We start from the raw sequence: 16,429 nt of genomic DNA, 5'->3' as shown, positions 1-16,429 counted from the left end.
TGCTGGAGTAGTAGGTGCCCAAGTCCCACCGGCGTTTGCAGATTGCGCGCCTGGCGCGCCTGCTCGCACTTCCCCTGATGCTGATGTCTTTGCCCGTCCAGGCGGCAGCACCATCCTTGCAGGTGCTGCACTGGTGGACGTCGGCCGGGGAGCGCCATGCCGCCAATGTGCTGGCGGCGCGGCTGGGGGATGAAGGCATTACCTGGCAGGATGCTGCGATTCCGGGCGGTGCAGGCCTGGGCGCCGGCAAGGTCCTGCGCAGCCGGGTCCTGGCAGGCGATGCGCCGGACGCCACGCAGATCATCGGCGTTTCCATCGGTGAATGGGCGGAACTTGGCCTGCTGCTCGAACTGGATGGTGTCGCCAGCACAGGCAACTGGAACAAAGCGCTTTTCCCCACCGTGCGCGACCTGGTCCGGCATCGCGGCCATGTGGTCGCGGCGCCGCTGGGCATTCACCGCATTAATACCCTGTTCTACAACCGCAAGCTGTTCGAACGCCTCAATTTGGCGCCGCCTGCGACGTGGCCCGAATTCGAAAAAGCCGCACGCCAGCTGCGCACCGCGGGAATCGCCCCGCTGGTACAGAGCAGCGAACCGTGGCAGGTGGCCACCTTGTTCGAAAACCTGCTGCTGGCGACCGGCGGGCCTGAATATTATCGCGAGCTGTTTGTGCGGCAAAGCCCGCAGGCGGCTGCCGATCCGCGCCTGGCGCAAGCCTTGCAGCGGCTGCGCGCCATGAAGGGATGGATGCTCAGCCCCGGCGAGGAACAGCCATGGACCGAGGCGGTAAAACGCTTCTCGCGCGGCGAGGCGGCGATGTTCGTGATGGGCGACTGGGCCAAGGCCGAACTGAATGAGTTGGGACAGGCCATCGACACGGATTTCTCCTGCGTCCCGCTGCCCGGCACCGACAATTACCATCTCTACAGCGTGGACACGCTGGCCATGTTCGTCAACGACTACGCCCACCAGGCTGCGCAGGAAAAGCTGGCGAAGGCTGTGATGTCTCCGCTCGCGCAGCAGCAATACAGCAGCGCCAAGGGTTCGGTCCCGGTTCGCCGCGACGCCAGTCCTGCCGCCATGGATAGCTGCGCGCGCTCCTCGTGGCGCAGTTTCGCGCGGGGCGCGGCAGCGCAAGCTCCAAGCCTGGTGCACCGCATGGCGGCTGACGAAGAGAGCCGCGACGCCATCATCGCCGAGCTGCATCGCTTCTATATGGATGACGGGGTGACGGCGGCGGAAACGCAGCGCCGCCTGGGCAGCCTGCTGCGTACCCTGAATCTGCGCACCCACAAACAGCAAGGAAGCCAACATGCCACGCAAGATACTGATCGTCGATGACGACCAAAAAACCCGGCTGCTGCTCAAGACGTACCTGGAGAAGAACCAGTACGAGGTGATCCTCGCCCACAACGGCGAGAGTTTCCTGGCAGAGCTGCACGCGCATGCGGACCAGCTGTCGCTGGTGATCCTCGATGTGATGCTGCCGGATACCGACGGCTTCGCGTTGTGCCGCATCGTGCGCCAGCGCTCCAACCTGCCGATCATCATGCTGACCGCCAGCTCCGACGAAACCGACCGCGTGGTGGGGCTGGAGCTGGGCGCTGACGATTACATCGCCAAGCCGTATAGCCCGCGCGAACTGCTGGCGCGCATCAAGGCGATCCTGCGCCGCGCCGGGGCCGACCCGGCGCCGACAGTGCGCGCTTACCACTTCAACGGCTTCACGCTGGACCTGGCGGAACGCACGGTGGTCGATGGCGATGGCGTGCCGCTGGCGTTGACCGGGCTCGATTTCCAGCTCCTTAAATACTTTGTCGAACATCCCGGCACGGTGCTGGACCGCAGCGTGCTGTGCGAGGAGACGCGCGGCCGCGATTCGGGGCCGTTAGATCGCTCACTGGACGTGCAGATCAGCCGCCTGCGGCTGCGCCTTAACGACGATGGCAAGCAACCGATGCTGATCAAGACTGTCCGCGGCGCTGGCTACGTGTTTTCCGCCACAGTGGCGGTCACGCATGCTTAGGCTTTGGCCGCAATCGCTGCTGGCACGCCTGTCGCTGGTGATGGTGGCGGGGCTGCTCCTGACGCAGGTGGCCGTGAGTGCGCTGTGGACCTTGCAGCTGCGCGACAAGACCCAGGCGGACGTCAAATCGGCCGCGCAATACCTGGGCCAGGGCGCCGCCGCCTCGATCCGTTTCTTCCGCAGCCTGCCGCCAAGCTACCGCAGCCTGTTGATCCAGCAGTTCCGCGAAATGGGCGGCACGCGCTTCTACGTTGCGCTGAATCGTGATGAGGTCGAGGTGCAGAAAATTGCGCAGACCGCGCTGACGCAGACTGCGCTCGGAACGCTGGAGACCACGCTGCGCAAGGACCTGGCAGGGGATAATCGCCTGCGGCTGGACTTCGCCTGGCCCGAGCAACTGGCAGTGTCGCCGGACGGAGTACGCGTTGGCGAGCTGCCGGAAGCGTGGGTGCGCCATATCCTGCTGCTCAAGCCCGATCCGGCGCCGATCCTGGTGATCCAGACCGAACTTGAGCCGGGCAATTGGCTCTACCTCGCGACGTTGATGCCAAATCCCTATTTCCTGAACAGCAACGACCCCCTGTCGCCGGACAAACTGGTGGTGCAGGGCGTATCGCTGGCCGTGCTGCTGCTGCTCTCCTTCCTGGTCGTGCGCTCGATCACGCGCCCGCTGGCGGCGCTATCGGATGCCGCCGAGGCATTTGGCAAGGACGAACATGCGCCAGCCTTGCCCGAATCGGGCAGCCGTGAGTTCGTCAACACGGCGCGCGTTTTCGGCGCCATGCGCGAGCGTATCGCCAAATACATCAAGGACCGCGAACGCCTGTTCATTTCCATTTCGCATGACCTGCGCACGCCGATCACCCGCCTTAAACTGCGCGCCGAACTGCTTGACGACGATGCCCTGCGCGGCGAGTTCGAGGAAGACCTGGATGAACTGGACATGATGGTCAAGGGCGCGCTGCAATGCGTGAAAGACAGCGATATCCACGAAAACCCCACCGAAGTGAAACTGGACCCGCTAATTCGTCGCCTGGTCCGCAGCGCACAACTGGCGGGTCACAACGTGGCGTACGAAGAAAGCGGCATTGCCGTGCATGGCAAGCCCCTGGCGCTCAAGCGTGCCATCGGCAACTTGCTGGACAACGCCTTGTTTTACGGCGAGCGCGCGCAAATCAGCGTGCATTCAATGGAGGGATGGACGGAAATCGCGGTACGCGACCACGGCCCCGGCGTTCCGGAAGAAGCGATACCAAGCCTGCTGGAGCCTTATGTGCGCTTGTCCCATGGCCGTGAGCGCAACGACACGGGCATGGGGCTTGGCCTGGGCATCGCCAAGGGAATCGTGGATGGCCATGGCGGCCAGCTGGTGCTGGCCAATCACCCCGACGGCGGCCTGAATGCTGTGATCCGGCTGCCGGCCTGAGCTCAGCCTTTGCTCAGGTCCGCCGGATTGATCGCCCACAGGCCCGGCAGGTTGCGCCAGTAGCCGTAAGCATCCATGCCAAAGCCGACCACAAAGCGGTTGGGAATCGTGATGCCGACCAGGTCGGCCTTCACCGGCTTGGTCTTGCCGATATCCTTGTCGCAGAAGACGACGATGATGACTTCCTTGGCGCCCATTTCGAGCAGGCGCTCTTTGACATGCGCCAAAGTCTCGCCCTCGTCGAGGATGTCATCCAGTACGATCACGGTGCGGCCGGAGACGGTCGGGCGCGGAACGACCTTCCACACTACCTTGCCGCCCTGGTCTTCGTCGCCGTAGCGGCTGACGTGGATGTAGTCGAATTCGAGCGGGAAGGTCAGTTGCGGCAGGATGTTGCCGGTGAAGACCACGGCGCCACCCATTACCCCCAGCACCAGCGGGAATTCCTGTTTGGAAGGATCGCCGAAGCGGTCGTTCAGGGTGTCGGCCATGCGGCTGACCGCCACCTGTACCGTTTCCTTGTCGAAAAGCTCTTCTGCGTTCTGCAGCAGGGCGCGTGCGCGGTTGTGGTGAAAATCTTGCATGATGTTTCTGAGGCAGGTCAAGAATGGCTCAATTATCCCGCCATTCCGCCGCCCGCCCTAGGAACAGTTGGATTTACGCCACACGCTTCGGTATCTCAACTGTAATCGCGCACATCGTCGATGATCTTGCCGTCATTTGGCAAACTGCCGCGCGGCGCGAAGCATACTTCGCCGCGCAGCTTGGTGATGTCGCGGATGGTGGCAACGATTTCGGTGGCTTGCGCCGCCAGCGCGGGATCGTCGGTTTCGCAATGCAGCGTCATGATTTCATCGGCGATTTTGCCGGAAACGACCAGGCGCGCCTTGCCCATGCCGGGATGGCGGCGCGCGATTTCGTGCACCTGCGATGGGTGGACGAACATGGCGCGCACCTTGGTGGTCTGGTCGGCGCGTCCCAGCCAGCCCTTGATGCGGGTATTGGTGCGGCCGCATGCCGACGGTGCGGCGTCGGTCAGCACTGCGGACAAGTCGCCGGTGGCAAAGCGCACCAGCGGATAGTCGGGGTTGAAAAGGGTGATGACCACCTCGCCCACTTCGCCTGGCGCTACAGGTTCGCCGGAGCCGGGACGCACGATCTCCAGCAGCACATCTTCGTCGAGTACCATGCCGGGATTGAGCTTGCCGTTGCTGCGTGTCTCGTAAGCGATGCTGCCGATGTCGGCGGAGGCGTAGGTTGAAATCACTTCCGGCACGCCATGAGCCGCGAACCACTGGCGCAGCGATTCAGGCAGCGCCTCGGCGCCCATCATGGCGCGCTTCACGCTGCTGATGTCGGCGCCCATCTCGGCGGCCTTCTCGATGATGATTTTCAGGAAGGAGGGCGTGCCGATATAGGTATCCGGCCGCAGTTCCGCCATTGCCTGCACCTGCAATTCGGTCTGGCCGGCGCCGGCCGGGATCACCGTGCAGCCGATGCGTGCCGCACCGCCTTCCACCATGAAGGCTGCCGGCGTGAAGTGGTAAGAGAAGCAGTTCTGCACCAGGCAGCCGGGTCGCACGCCGGTGGCGAACATCGGGCGCGAGAAGCGCCACCAGTCGATCGAGCGGCCTTCCGGGTCGAAAATCGGCCCGGGGGACATGAAAATGCGACCCAGCTTGCCGGACGGGGTGCTGTTCAGGCCCCCGAAGGGACGCTGCTGCGCCTGCAAAGACTTCAAGTCGGACTTGCGTGTGACCGGAAGTTGCGCCAGCGCGTCGCGGCTGTCGATGCGTGGGGCATCGATGCCGGACAGGATGCGCGCCCAGCCAGGTGCCGCTTGCGCTTGCGCTATCAACAGCGGCAGGCGCTCCATCAGATCGCGTTCACGCTCGGCGTGCGGGCGCGTCTCGAGGCTGTCCAGGGTTTCGGCCATCATGCCGCTCCTTCAATCTCGCGTTGCAGTTTCCTGGTCAATTTTGCGAACACCAGCTCGTGTGAGCGCTTGAGCAGCGCTTTCGCTTCCGCATCCGGCAGTTTCGACAAGTCTTCCACCATCACCCACCTGGCGCGCGCCAGGTAAGGCGCGGGGATGATGCCTTCGCGGTCTGTCAATTCCAGGAAGCGGTCGTCGTCCACTTTGAAGCTGATGGCCTTTGCCTTGTCTTTGGCATCCATGGCGGCGAACATTTTCTCGCCGACCGAAAACACGAGGTTGCACTCCCATTTGATGTCTTCGGTGGTGCCGGGCAGGGTGCGGCAGAACTCTTTGGCTTTAGTCAGATTCATATTGATCAAGCTAACCAGCGCTTGCGCCGGCGATAAAATTTCATGTCGCGGAAGCTCTTGCGACCGGCACCGGACATGCCGAGATAGAACTCCTTCACGTCTTCGTTGTTGGCCAGCTCGCTGGCCTCGCCTTCCATCACCACCCGGCCGTTCTCCAGGATGTAGCCAAAATCCGCGTAGCGCAGCGCCACGTTGGTGTTCTGCTCCGCCAGCAGGAAAGACACGTTCTCTTTTGCATTCAGGTCTTTGACGATGCCAAAGATCTCTTCCACGATCTGTGGCGCGATGCCCATCGAAGGTTCATCCAGCAGGATCATGGAAGGCTTGGCCATCAGCGCGCGGCCGATGGCGCACATCTGCTGCTCGCCACCCGAGGTGTACCCGGCCTGGCTGTTGCGGCGTTCGCGCAGGCGTGGGAAGTAGTGGTAGACCTTTTCCAGCGATTCCTTCATCTCGCCACGCGATGCGCTGCGCGTATAAGCCCCTGTCAGCAAATTCTCCTCGATGGTCAGGTGGCCGAAGCAATGACGGCCTTCCATCACCTGCGACAGCCCGCGCTTGACCAGTTCATTGGGCGTCAGCTGGTCGATGCGCTCCCCCTTGAATTGCACCTCGCCCTTGGTGACGTCGCCGCGCTCGCCGCGCAGCAAGGTCGAGATGGTCTTCAGCGTGGTGGACTTGCCGGCGCCGTTGGCGCCCAGCAGGGCAACGATCTTGCCCTGGGGGACCTGCAGCGACACGCCTTTCAGCACCAGGATAACGTGGTCGTAAATGACCTCGATGTTATTTACCGACAGGTAGCTCATAAGCGGCTCACTTCATGCAGGCAGGCGTGATTTTCTTTTCAGCGGCGTACTTGCCGGACGATTCATCCACCAGTTTGCGCAGCAGGACTTTGTCGCCCACCACCCAGTTCGGCGTGACAGCCTTCCAGGCCTTGCCGTCCCATTGCTGGACTTTCACGGCGCCAGAGCCCTCATGGTCTTCGCAGGAGGTCTTCACAGTAGGGAACATGTTGTAGACGCCTAGGGCTTTCTGGCGTGTTTCATCGATGTTCAGGTTTTCGAAGCCCCAGCGCAGTTGCTCGCCATTGACAGCCTTGCCCTTGCCGAATTTATCCTGCGCGGCGCGCATCGCTTCCACGTACATCACGCCAGCGGTCAGGCCGCGCATGTGATAGACCGAACCGATGCGGCCCTGGTCGGCCAGGTTGCCTTTGCCGCCGGCATACACCTTCTTGCGCAGTTCATCCAGCAGCGGGTAGTTGCCAGGGGTGTTGAAGGTCATCGAGGTGTAGCCTTTTGCGGCATCGCCGGAAGGCACGGTGTCTTCTTCAGAGCCGGCCCACCAGACGCCCAGCATCTTCTCGCGCGGGAAGCCATTGCGCTGCGCGGTCTTGATGGCGACGGAGTTCATCACGCCCCAGCCCCACAGGATCACGTAATCGGGCTTTGCCTGCCGGATCTGCAGCCATTGCGACTGCTGCTCGCTGCCAGGTGGCGCGACCGGGATCTTGACCAGTTCAAAGCCGTATTGCGCGGACATCGCTTCCAAGACGGGCAGGGGCTCCTTGCCGAAGGCGGAATCGTGGTACAGGTGCACGATCTTCTTGCCTTTCAGCTTGTCCATGCCGCCGCTCTTCTCTCCGAGGTATTTCACCATCGCTGCGGCTTGGCTCCAATAGTTGGAGATCAGCGGGAAGACATACGGGAAGACCTTGCCGTTGGCTGCGTCGGAGCGGCCGTAGCCCAGGGTTGTCATCGGGATCTTGTCCTGCGGGATGCGGTCCAGGATGCCGTAGGCAATGCCGGTCGACAGCGGTTCGACCACGGTTGCGCCGCCATTCTTGGTTTTCAGCCTTTCATAGCATTCGACGCCGCGCGAAGGGTTGTATTCGGTCTCGCATTCTTCCCAGCTGATTTTCACGCCATTCACGCCGCCGTTGGCATTGACCAGGTTGAAGTAGTCGATGATGCCGCCGTAAAAGCCGGAGCCGCCCGCCGCATAGGGACCGACGCGATAGGAGGGCAGGGCGACGAATTGTTCCGCTGGTTGTGCCCATGCGCTGCCGGCGACGATGCTGCTTGCTGCGGCAATGCCAAGTACGAACGATTTCATGTAATGTCTCCAGGTTTTATAGTTGCCGCTCAGTGCGGGAAAGGCCACAGGCGGAGTTTCTCTTTACCGATTTGCCACAAACGCGCCAAGCCGTGGGGTTCCACGATCAGGAAGAAAATGATCAGGGCGCCGAACACCATCAGCTCCAGGTTCGATGCCACGGTGGTCGGCAGCGCCAGGCCGTGAGCAACGATGTTGAGGAATACAGGCAGCAGCACGATGAAGGCCGAACCGAGGAAAGAGCCCAGCACGGAACCGACGCCGCCGATAATGATCATGAACAGGATGCGGAAGGACAGGTCCAGGTTGTAGGCTTCCGGTTCCACGGTGCCGAGGTAGGCGAAGGCGTACAACGCGCCGGCCACACCGCAGTAGAAGGAGCTCACCGCGAACGCCAGCAGTTTGGTGCGCATCAGGCGGATGCCGATCACTTCCGCCGCCACATCCATGTCGCGCACAGCCATCCAGGAGCGGCCCACATTGGAGCGGATCATGTTCTTGGCCAGCAGGGCCATGATCGCCACCACCATCAACACCAACAGGTATTTGCGTTCCGGCGTATCGAAGGCGTAGCCGAAGATTTCCATTTTCTGCGCTGTGATCACGCCGGAGGAGCTGTAATTCGTCAGCCAGCCGATCTTGGTCAGGCACCACACCACGAAGAACTGCGTCGCCAGGGTGGACGCGGCAAGGTAGAAGCCGCGGATGCGCAGCGAAGGCAGGCCGAAGGCAATGCCGACCATTGCAGCGCACAGGCCGCCCAGCACGAATGCCACCAGCACCGGAATGCCGGGAACGCGCAGCATGAAGTTATATGCGCCGAACGCACCGACCGCCATGAAGGCGGCGGTGCCGAGCGACAGCTGGCCCGCGTAACCGGTGAGGATATTCAGGCCAAGTGCCGCCAGCGCGAAAATCAGGAAGGGGATGAAGATGGCCGACAACATATAAGGCGACGACACCAGCGGCAGCACCAGCAGCGCGACGGCCAAGGTGGTGAACAGCGCGATACGGTCCTGGCGGATTGGCAGGATCTGGCCGTCTGCCTCGTAGCTGGTTTTGAATTGTCCTGCTTCGCGGTAGAACATCGCTTAAATCCTCCGGATGATTTTTTCGCCGAACAGCCCTTCCGGGCGCACCAGCAGGAACAGCAGGGCCAGCACATAAGGGAACCAGCCTTCGATACCGCCGCCCACATGCGGGCCGATATACACTTCCGCCAGCTTTTCCGAGGCACCGATAATCAGGCCGCCGACAATCGCGCCTGGAACGGAGGTGAAGCCGCCCAGGATCAGCACCGGCAGCGCTTTCAGTGCGATGAAGGTCAGCGCGAACTGCACCCCATTGCGTGCGCCCCACAGCAGGCCGGCCACCAGTGCCACCATGCCCGCCACCGCCCACAGGATGCCCCAGATGCGCTGCAGCGGAATGCCGACTGCCTGCGCGGCCTGGTGGTCGTCCGCAACTGCACGCAGGGCGCGGCCAACTTTGGTCTTGGCGAACATCACCGCCAGCAGGGCCACCATCACGCCGCAAATTGCCGCCGCCGTCAGGTCGAACTTGGAAACGATGATGTTGAATTTCTCCATCAGGTACTCGCTCGGCACGTCCTCGATCGGGATATCCAGCTTGTGCACCTGCGAGCCCCAGATAAGTTGCGCCAAGCCCTCGATGAAGAAGGCCAGGCCGATAGTGGCCATGAACAGCGTGATTTCGGGCTGGTTGACCAGGGGCCGCAATACGACGCGCTCGATAGCCAGGCCGAGGACGATCATCGCCAGGACTGTAGCCGGTATCGCCAGCCACAGCGAGAGCCCGAATTTGTCCATGAAGCCTACGCAGGTCAGTGCCGCGAAGAAGACCATTGCGCCCTGGGCAAAGTTGAATACGCCGGACGCCTTGTAGATCAGCACGAAGCCAATCGCCACCAGCGCATACATCACGCCGGACAACAAGCCGCCGATCAGGACCTCGGCAAAGAAATTGATATCCATCAGTGGGTCACTCCGAGGTAAGCGTCGATCACGTCCTGGTTGGTGCGGACTTCATCCGGCGTGCCGTCGCCGATCTTCTTGCCGTAATCCAGCACCACTACGCGGTCCGAGATATCCATCACCACGCCCATATCGTGCTCGATCAGCACGATGGTGGTGCCGAATTGTTCGTTCACGTCGAGGATGAAGCGGCACATGTCCTGCTTCTCTTCCACGTTCATGCCGGCCATGGGTTCGTCCAGCAGCAGGATTTTCGGCTCGGCGGCCAGGGCCCGGCCCAGTTCCACGCGTTTCTGCAGGCCATATGGCAGGCGGCCGACAGGCGTCTTGCGGATATGCTGGATCTCGAGGAAGTCGATCACCTCTTCGCATTTGCGGCGATGTTCGATCTCTTCGCGCCGCGCCGGACCCCAGTACAGCGCCTGCAGCAGGAAGTTGGATTTCATCCTGAGGTTACGGCCAGTCATGATGTTGTCCAGCACCGTCATGCCCTTGAACAGCGCAATGTTCTGGAAGGTGCGCGCGATGCCCGACTTGGCCGCCGCGTAGCAATCCATATTCTTGCGTTGCTGGCCGCGATACATGATCTCGCCCTGCTGCGGGCGGTACACGCCGTTGATCACGTTCAGCATCGAGCTTTTGCCCGCGCCGTTCGGGCCGATGATGGCGCGGATTTCGTGCTCGCGCACATCGAAGGAGATGTTGGTCAGTGCTTTAACGCCGCCGAACGACAGCGAGATATTGCGCAGGTCCAGGATCACGTCGCCGATCTTGCGTCCAGCCGTGATGGCTTCCGGTTCATTCATTTGCATGGTGGCTTTCTCGCTTATGCTGCCTTGAGGTCCATGATCCGCAGGTCAGCCGCCACCATACCGGTGCGGCCATCCTCGAACTTGACCTGGGTTTCGATGTATTGCGAAGCCTTGCCGCCGTACAGTGCCTCGATCAGCACAGCATATTTCTCGGCGATGAACTTGCGGCGCACCTTGCGGGTACGGGTCAGTTCATCATCGTCAGGGTCGAGCTCCTTGTGCAGCACTAAGAACCGGTGGACCTGGGTGTCCGCCATTAACGCCTCCTGAGCCAGGTCGGCGTTGACCTTTTCCACGCATTCCCTGACCAGCGCGTAAGTCTGTTCGTGCGCGGCCAGGTCGGTGTAGCCGGAGTAGGCAATGCCGCGCCGCTCGGCCCAGTTGCCCACAGCCTCCATGTCGATGTTGATGAAGGCGGTTACCCTGTCGCGCTCATGGCCGAAGGCCACGGCTTCCTTGATGAAGGGGAAGAACTTGAGTTTGTTTTCGATGTAGTTCGGCGCGAAGATGGCGCCGTTGCTCATCTTGCCCACGTCGGCCGCGCGGTCGATGATGCGCAGGTGGCCGTCGCTGTCGAAGATGCCGGCATCGCCGGTGTGGAAGTAGCCTTCGGCGTCGATTGCTTCAGCTGTTGCGTCGGGGCGCTTGTAATAGCAGTGCATCAGCGTTGGCGACTTGACCAGCACTTCGCCGGTGGGCGCCAGTTTCACTTCCACCCCCGGTGCCGGCTTGCCGACCGAATCGAATTTGATTTCGCCATCCGGTTGCAGGCAGATGTAGGCGCAGGTTTCGGTCGAACCGTAGAACTGTTTCAGGTTGACGCCAATGGAGCGGTAGAAGCGGAACAGGTCGGGCCCGATTGCAGCCCCCGCCGTGTAGGCAACACGGGTGCGCGACATCCCCAGCACATTGCGCAGCGGCCCATACACCAGCACATTGCCGATGGCGTAACTGATACGCTCGCCCAGCGGCACCGGCTTGCCGTCCAGGATATCGGAGCCCACCCGGCGCGCCACCTCCATGAAGTGATGGAACATCTTGCGCTTGATGGTGCCCGCGTCTTCCATGCGGATCATCACTTGCGTCAGCATGTTTTCGAAGATGCGCGGCGGGGCGAAGTAGTACGAGGGGCCGATCTCGCGCAAGTCGGTGGTGACGGTATCGGAAGATTCCGGGCAATTGACGGTAAAGCCAGCTGTCAGCGCTTGCGCAAAGGAGAACAGGCAATCGCCCACCCAAGCCATCGGCAGGTAGGACAGCACGTTTTCCGAATCTGTCAGCTTGTCGAAGCCGATGCCGCCAGTGGCCGCCGACAGCAAAGCTTTATGCGTCTGGCACACGCCCTTCGGTTTGCCGGTGGTGCCCGAGGTGTAGAGGATGATCGCGTTGTCGTTCTCTTTGCCTTTGGCGATCGATGCTTCGTAAAAAGCTGGATGCGCCTTGTCGTACTCGCGTCCCAATTCCTGCAGGCGAGCGTAGGACATCAGCTGCTGGTGCGTGTAATTGCGCATGCCGCGCTCGTCTTCGTAAGCGATGTGCGCGATACCCGGGCATTGCTCGCACAGGTCAAGCAACTTGTCGACCTGCTCCTGGTCCTCCACGATGGCGTACTGGATTTCCGCGTTCTCCAGCACGAAGGCCAGGTCGGCCGCCGGAGCATCCTGGTACATCGGCACCGGCACACCGCCCAGGCATTGCGCCGCCAGCATCGACCAATACAGGCGCGGCCGGTTGTCGCCAATGATGGCGAGATTCATGCCGCGCTGGAAGCCGATCGCGGCCAGCCCGCATGCCAGCGCGCGCACTTCGGCATTGACCTGCTGCCAGTCCCAGGTTTGCCAGATGCCCAGGTCTTTTTCGCGGAACGCAGGCTTGTGCGGCCGCTCCTTGCCATGCTGAAGCAGCCTGCGAGGGAAGGTCGTCAGATTATCCTGCACGGTGTCTCCTTGGATTATTAGCTGCGCTTTTTAGTAGTAGTGCGCTTTTTGTGTGATGATATTAGCGTGAGCTATGTCGCAAAGTTGTCATTTCAAAGACAATTCGTCGACTTTTGATGGTGCGACGCAACAACAATGAAAAATGAACCCAGCCTGATCGAAGCCATACGCAGTTCCACCTGGGCGCCAGTGCTCACCGAGGAGCAATTAGCGCGGGTAGAGGCGACCTGCTACGAGGAATTCATTCCCAAAGGAGGCTTCGTTTGCCATAAAGGCGAAATTGTCGATAATTGGATCGGCATTATTTCGGGCATGGTGAAAATGAATAATTTTTCGCCAAACGGAAAAAGCGTCACATTTACTGGGGTACCGCCCGGAGGCTGGTTCGGCGAAGGTTCATTACTCAAAGATGAATGCCGCCGATATGACGCCATGACCCTGCGTGACAGCCGCATTGCACGCATGCCGGCCGTCACTTTCCACTACCTGCTCGAGAATAGCCTACCCTTCACCAGGTTCCTCTTGATGCAGCTCAACGAACGTTTGGGTCAGTTCATCGGCATGGTGGAAAACGAGCGCTTGCTGGACCCGGACACGCGCGTTGCACGGTGCCTTGCATCACTATTTAATTCCCACCTGTATCCCGGCATTGAACGGCTGGTGCAGATTTCGCAGGAAGAGGTTGGCCTGCTGTCGGGTTCCTCGCGGCAGCGCGCCAACCAGGCGCTGCAAGTCCTCGAAAAGCAGGGCTTGTTGCGCGTGGACTACGGCGGTATCCGCATTCTCGACCTGGACGGCTTGCGTCGCTTTGAAGCGTGAGCCGGGCTGCTCAATCGTGCGGAAAGGTTTCTTCGGAGAGGACGACCTTCTTGTTATTGATCGTGAATTGATAAATCGCCTTATCGTCGTTCTTGGGATAGGTGATTTTTAGCTTGGCTTTGGTCGGGCCAAGCTCCAATTTCTTCAGCTTTTCATCTGCCGCACCGAGCTTGGCCGAAATGACCGGCGCCGTGTATGGCGAGTGATCGTCCGGGTTCTTTTCTCCGCTCATGATAGTGGTCATCAGAGGATTCCATTCTGCCTTGTCCACCGGGACGGCTTCGTACACGAACTCGGCGCCTTTGACGTTGTTCATGTGCGAGACGAACTCCTCGTCCATGCTGTATTTGGCGATCACATCCTGGAGCTTCAGCGGTTTCAGGTTCTTCACCTTGAGGCAGCAGATAACGTCCAGCGGGTCTGCAACCCGGATTGCCGAAAAGACGGTTTCCTTAGCAAGCGGCTTGTTGGTGAAGATATAGTTGGTCCGCGCCACCAGCTTGAAACCCTTGTCGCTAACCGCGAGTTTCTGCCAGATCCCGACCACGGGTTCTTCTTGAGCATGGGCCGTGGCGAGAACGCTGACCAGCCCGGCAAGTGCAGCGAATTTTTTCATTTGCGATTTTCCAGATTTACTTGATGAAGAACTCTTTTTGCAGAGCATCGCTGGCGTCCATATAACGCGCCTTCGACTTCATTTCACCGGTGCCGTTAAACATGGGGACGTCCCAATTCTGATTGAACTGGAACACACGGATTTTCACGCTGGTCTTTTTCATGTTGTTGGCAGGTTCGCCCAGTCCTTCCTTTTCAGCCTGTACAGCGAACAGTCCCTCGCTGGTCTTATAGAAGGTCACTGCCCGGCGATTGGAGTCGCCGGATTCGGAGTTCGAGAAGTTGAAGTCATCGCCATCCATGGCTGAATTGGTGACAAGCAGCCACTGGGTCTCATTTTTCTCTGGCAGGATGAAAACCGTATATACGTTGTGGCTGCTCGCAGTCGCGGTCGAGACATAGCTCTTCACGATCCGGACAACCATATCGCCGGTTTTGATGTCGTTCACGCCGTCTTTCAGCTTCAGTTCGGTCTTTGCGGCAACTGGATTGACGGTTGCGGCCCAGGCAGGGACGGTTATGCACAGTGCCGACATGGCCAGCACAGCGAATTTGCTTTTCAATTTCATGGAGTTGGCCGCAGGTGAGTAATGTTGTTGTAATTATATGTTGTTGCCAGGAAATGCCGCGCACGGGTGCCCCAGCCGGGAGGTTCAGTTTACTAAGTAACGCGCGTTCCCGAACAGACCAGCCCTTGTAGCCGGGGCATGCTGCACGTACCTGATCTGTATCGGAGGACATCATGAATTTTCCAATCAGAACTGCGCTGGCGACCATGATCGCTCTCTTCAGCGCGCAAGCTCTTGCACAAATCACGCTTTATCCACGGGAAGGCTGGCGCGGCCGCCCGGTTAACGTTACGCGCTCTATCAGCGACCTGCGCAGTGCCGGATTCGATAACCGCGCTTCGTCCGTGGTGGTTGAACGTGGCCGCTGGGAGGTTTGCCCGCTGCCCAACTTCGAAGGCGAATGCAGGATCCTGAGGCGCGGCAGTTATGAGTCGCTGGAAGGCATGGGCCTGAATGACAATATCTCGTCGATCCGCGCCGTGTCGTCACGCCGTCGAGTGGATGAAATGGCGTATGCTCCTGAACCGGCAGCCCAGCCAAATTATGAATACCGCATGCGGCCGAGCGAACGCGTGTATGAAGCGCCGATCACTTCCGCCCGCGCCGTTGTCGGCCCGCCGGAACAGCGCTGCTGGGTTGAGCGCCAGCAGGTTGAAGCCTCGGGCGGCAGCGGCACCGCGGGTGCCATTGCAGGCGCCCTCATCGGCGGTGTGCTGGGCCACCAGGTGGGCGGCGGTTCCGGCCGCGATATCGCCACTGTCGGCGGCGCGATTGCAGGTGCGGCTGTCGGCTCCAACGTCGGCCGCAACACCGGCAACCAATACGCCCAGAACGTCCAGCGCTGCGAATCGATTCCAAGCCGCACGCCGCAATATTGGGACGTGACTTACGACTTCCGCGGCACTGAACACCGCGCCCAACTCTCGACGGAACCTGGGCGCACCATCACGGTTAATCGTGATGGCGTGCCGCGCATGTAGCTGGATCAGGCCTGCTCGGCGAGCACAGCGTGGAATAGCTGGTTCAGCTCGCCGTTCACGTCGCTGCTCCGGAAGCGGACCACATCCGGCCGTTCAAGCCGCTCGAGTTCTGTCTCAATAAAGCGGTTAAGGCATGGGACTGGCTCGGAGAGTCCCATTTCCGGCGCGCCTTTCTTCTTCTCCAGCAGTGCTGCGATGGCATCGAGCAGTTCCGTCTCGCCTTCCAGCAAATGCAGCAGCTTGCCGAACTCGATCGGTGCGGGGGTGCCATAACGCTCCAGCCAGCGAACTGCCAGCAGAGGACGCAGCACGTAAAAGTACTTCTTTAATGGCACCATATCGGCGCGTAAATAGCCTCGATAGTTGGTCTTTGCCATGCTCCTATAATGGTAAGTGCCGTTTTCGCAGGAATACACCTTGGGTAGCAGCGCGCGGGCACTGTCTGCGAAACCGCCGTGCGAACGGTACAGTATTGGAGACTGGAGCCATTCCACGAATGCAGGGTTTGACTTGCGGAACAGACGCAGCGCCTTGCGGATGTCCCAGCCATTGATGTCGATCTCATCGACGATCTCGTATTCGATGACGTCGCGTTTCTCTTCCAGGTCGACTGCCACGTACCAGTCGCGCGGGTGCGCATAAATGAAGCGCACGTCGTAATCGCTGTTCGGCGAGGCAAAGCCCCAGGCTCGGCTGCCGGACTCTACTGCCAGCAAGACGCGTACATTGTGTTCGGCTTCCGCAGCCGCGAGCCGGCGCATGATTTAGGCCCGCACATCTTCAGGTATCAATTCTCTCTCCATTTCCGCTTGGAAGCAGCGGCAGCCAGGCATTATGGCGCA

Annotated in this window: 17 protein-coding genes; 5 read left to right on the top strand and 12 right to left on the bottom strand. The window is 60.6% G+C overall.

Annotated elements, in window-relative coordinates; all coding sequences use genetic code 11:
* Positions 1-14: 14 nt before the first annotated feature.
* The 3 genes from ASD07_RS07195 to ASD07_RS07185 are packed head-to-tail and all read left to right on the top strand — an operon-like array spanning position 15 to position 3,454.
* A complete protein-coding gene (locus ASD07_RS07195; protein WP_229207082.1) occupies positions 15-1,343 on the top strand; it encodes an ABC transporter substrate-binding protein in 1,329 nt (442 codons plus the stop codon).
* Positions 1,315-2,028, top strand: a complete 714-nt coding sequence (locus tag ASD07_RS07190; protein WP_055927211.1) for a response regulator — start codon at positions 1,315-1,317, stop codon at positions 2,026-2,028. Before ASD07_RS07195 ends, ASD07_RS07190 begins: the two co-directional genes overlap by 29 nt.
* Positions 2,021-3,454: an ATP-binding protein gene (locus ASD07_RS07185; protein WP_055927207.1), complete on the top strand. Its 1,434-nt coding sequence runs from the start codon at positions 2,021-2,023 to the stop codon at positions 3,452-3,454. Before ASD07_RS07190 ends, ASD07_RS07185 begins: the two co-directional genes overlap by 8 nt.
* 2 nt (positions 3,455-3,456) lie before the next feature.
* Here the strand turns inward: ASD07_RS07185 and ASD07_RS07180 are convergent, their stop codons facing one another.
* From ASD07_RS07180 to ASD07_RS07140, 9 genes are all read right to left on the bottom strand, one after another.
* Positions 3,457-4,038 carry a hypoxanthine-guanine phosphoribosyltransferase gene (locus ASD07_RS07180; protein WP_055927206.1) on the bottom strand — a complete coding sequence of 194 codons (582 nt, stop codon included), beginning with the start codon at positions 4,036-4,038 and terminating at the stop codon, positions 3,457-3,459.
* A gap of 95 nt (positions 4,039-4,133) precedes the next feature.
* Positions 4,134-5,390: a phenylacetate--CoA ligase family protein gene (locus ASD07_RS07175; protein WP_055927393.1), complete on the bottom strand. Its 1,257-nt coding sequence runs from the start codon at positions 5,388-5,390 to the stop codon at positions 4,134-4,136.
* Positions 5,390-5,743 carry an MmcQ/YjbR family DNA-binding protein gene (locus ASD07_RS07170; protein ID WP_055927389.1) on the bottom strand — a complete coding sequence of 118 codons (354 nt, stop codon included), beginning with the start codon at positions 5,741-5,743 and terminating at the stop codon, positions 5,390-5,392. Before ASD07_RS07170 ends, ASD07_RS07175 begins: the two co-directional genes overlap by 1 nt.
* Positions 5,744-5,748: 5 nt before the next feature.
* The gene (locus tag ASD07_RS07165; protein ID WP_028103337.1) at positions 5,749-6,549 is read right to left on the bottom strand and encodes an ABC transporter ATP-binding protein; all 801 of its coding nucleotides are present in this window, start codon (positions 6,547-6,549) and stop codon (positions 5,749-5,751) included.
* A gap of 7 nt (positions 6,550-6,556) precedes the next feature.
* Positions 6,557-7,861 carry an ABC transporter substrate-binding protein gene (locus ASD07_RS07160; protein ID WP_055927203.1) on the bottom strand — a complete coding sequence of 435 codons (1,305 nt, stop codon included), beginning with the start codon at positions 7,859-7,861 and terminating at the stop codon, positions 6,557-6,559.
* Positions 7,862-7,890: 29 nt separating this feature from the next.
* Positions 7,891-8,949 carry a branched-chain amino acid ABC transporter permease gene (locus ASD07_RS07155; protein ID WP_055927198.1) on the bottom strand — a complete coding sequence of 353 codons (1,059 nt, stop codon included), beginning with the start codon at positions 8,947-8,949 and terminating at the stop codon, positions 7,891-7,893.
* A gap of 3 nt (positions 8,950-8,952) precedes the next feature.
* Positions 8,953-9,849 carry a branched-chain amino acid ABC transporter permease gene (locus ASD07_RS07150; protein ID WP_200953779.1) on the bottom strand — a complete coding sequence of 299 codons (897 nt, stop codon included), beginning with the start codon at positions 9,847-9,849 and terminating at the stop codon, positions 8,953-8,955.
* Between the two features lie 5 nt (positions 9,850-9,854).
* The gene (locus ASD07_RS07145) at positions 9,855-10,667 is read right to left on the bottom strand and encodes an ABC transporter ATP-binding protein (protein WP_055927192.1); all 813 of its coding nucleotides are present in this window, start codon (positions 10,665-10,667) and stop codon (positions 9,855-9,857) included.
* 14 nt (positions 10,668-10,681) lie between these two features.
* On the bottom strand, positions 10,682-12,604 hold the full coding sequence (locus tag ASD07_RS07140; protein WP_055927189.1) for a long-chain fatty acid--CoA ligase: 1,923 nt from the start codon (positions 12,602-12,604) through the stop codon (positions 10,682-10,684).
* Between the two features lie 135 nt (positions 12,605-12,739).
* Here ASD07_RS07140 and ASD07_RS07135 point away from each other — a divergent pair, with 135 nt between their 5' ends.
* Positions 12,740-13,423 (top strand): Crp/Fnr family transcriptional regulator, encoded by a 684-nt coding sequence (locus ASD07_RS07135; protein WP_055927186.1) that lies wholly within the window; start codon positions 12,740-12,742, stop codon positions 13,421-13,423.
* Between the two features lie 10 nt (positions 13,424-13,433).
* Here the strand turns inward: ASD07_RS07135 and ASD07_RS07130 are convergent, their stop codons facing one another.
* Both ASD07_RS07130 and ASD07_RS07125 read right to left on the bottom strand, forming a co-directional pair.
* Positions 13,434-14,039, bottom strand: a complete 606-nt coding sequence (locus ASD07_RS07130; RefSeq protein WP_055927183.1) for a hypothetical protein — start codon at positions 14,037-14,039, stop codon at positions 13,434-13,436.
* 16 nt (positions 14,040-14,055) lie between these two features.
* The gene (locus ASD07_RS07125) at positions 14,056-14,583 is read right to left on the bottom strand and encodes a hypothetical protein (RefSeq protein WP_156397912.1); all 528 of its coding nucleotides are present in this window, start codon (positions 14,581-14,583) and stop codon (positions 14,056-14,058) included.
* 197 nt (positions 14,584-14,780) lie between these two features.
* Between ASD07_RS07125 and ASD07_RS32150 the strand changes: the two genes are divergently transcribed.
* Positions 14,781-15,587 (top strand): beta/gamma crystallin-related protein, encoded by an 807-nt coding sequence (locus tag ASD07_RS32150; RefSeq protein ID WP_055927177.1) that lies wholly within the window; start codon positions 14,781-14,783, stop codon positions 15,585-15,587.
* 5 nt (positions 15,588-15,592) lie between these two features.
* Here the strand turns inward: ASD07_RS32150 and ASD07_RS07115 are convergent, their stop codons facing one another.
* On the bottom strand, positions 15,593-16,348 hold the full coding sequence (locus ASD07_RS07115) for a nucleotidyltransferase domain-containing protein (protein ID WP_055927174.1): 756 nt from the start codon (positions 16,346-16,348) through the stop codon (positions 15,593-15,595).
* Between the last annotated feature and the right edge of the window lie 81 nt (positions 16,349-16,429).

The organism is Duganella sp. Root336D2 (assembly GCF_001425005.1).
GTDB lineage: Bacteria > Pseudomonadota > Gammaproteobacteria > Burkholderiales > Burkholderiaceae_D > Rugamonas.
This window is presented reverse-complemented; position numbering and strand designations above follow the sequence as displayed.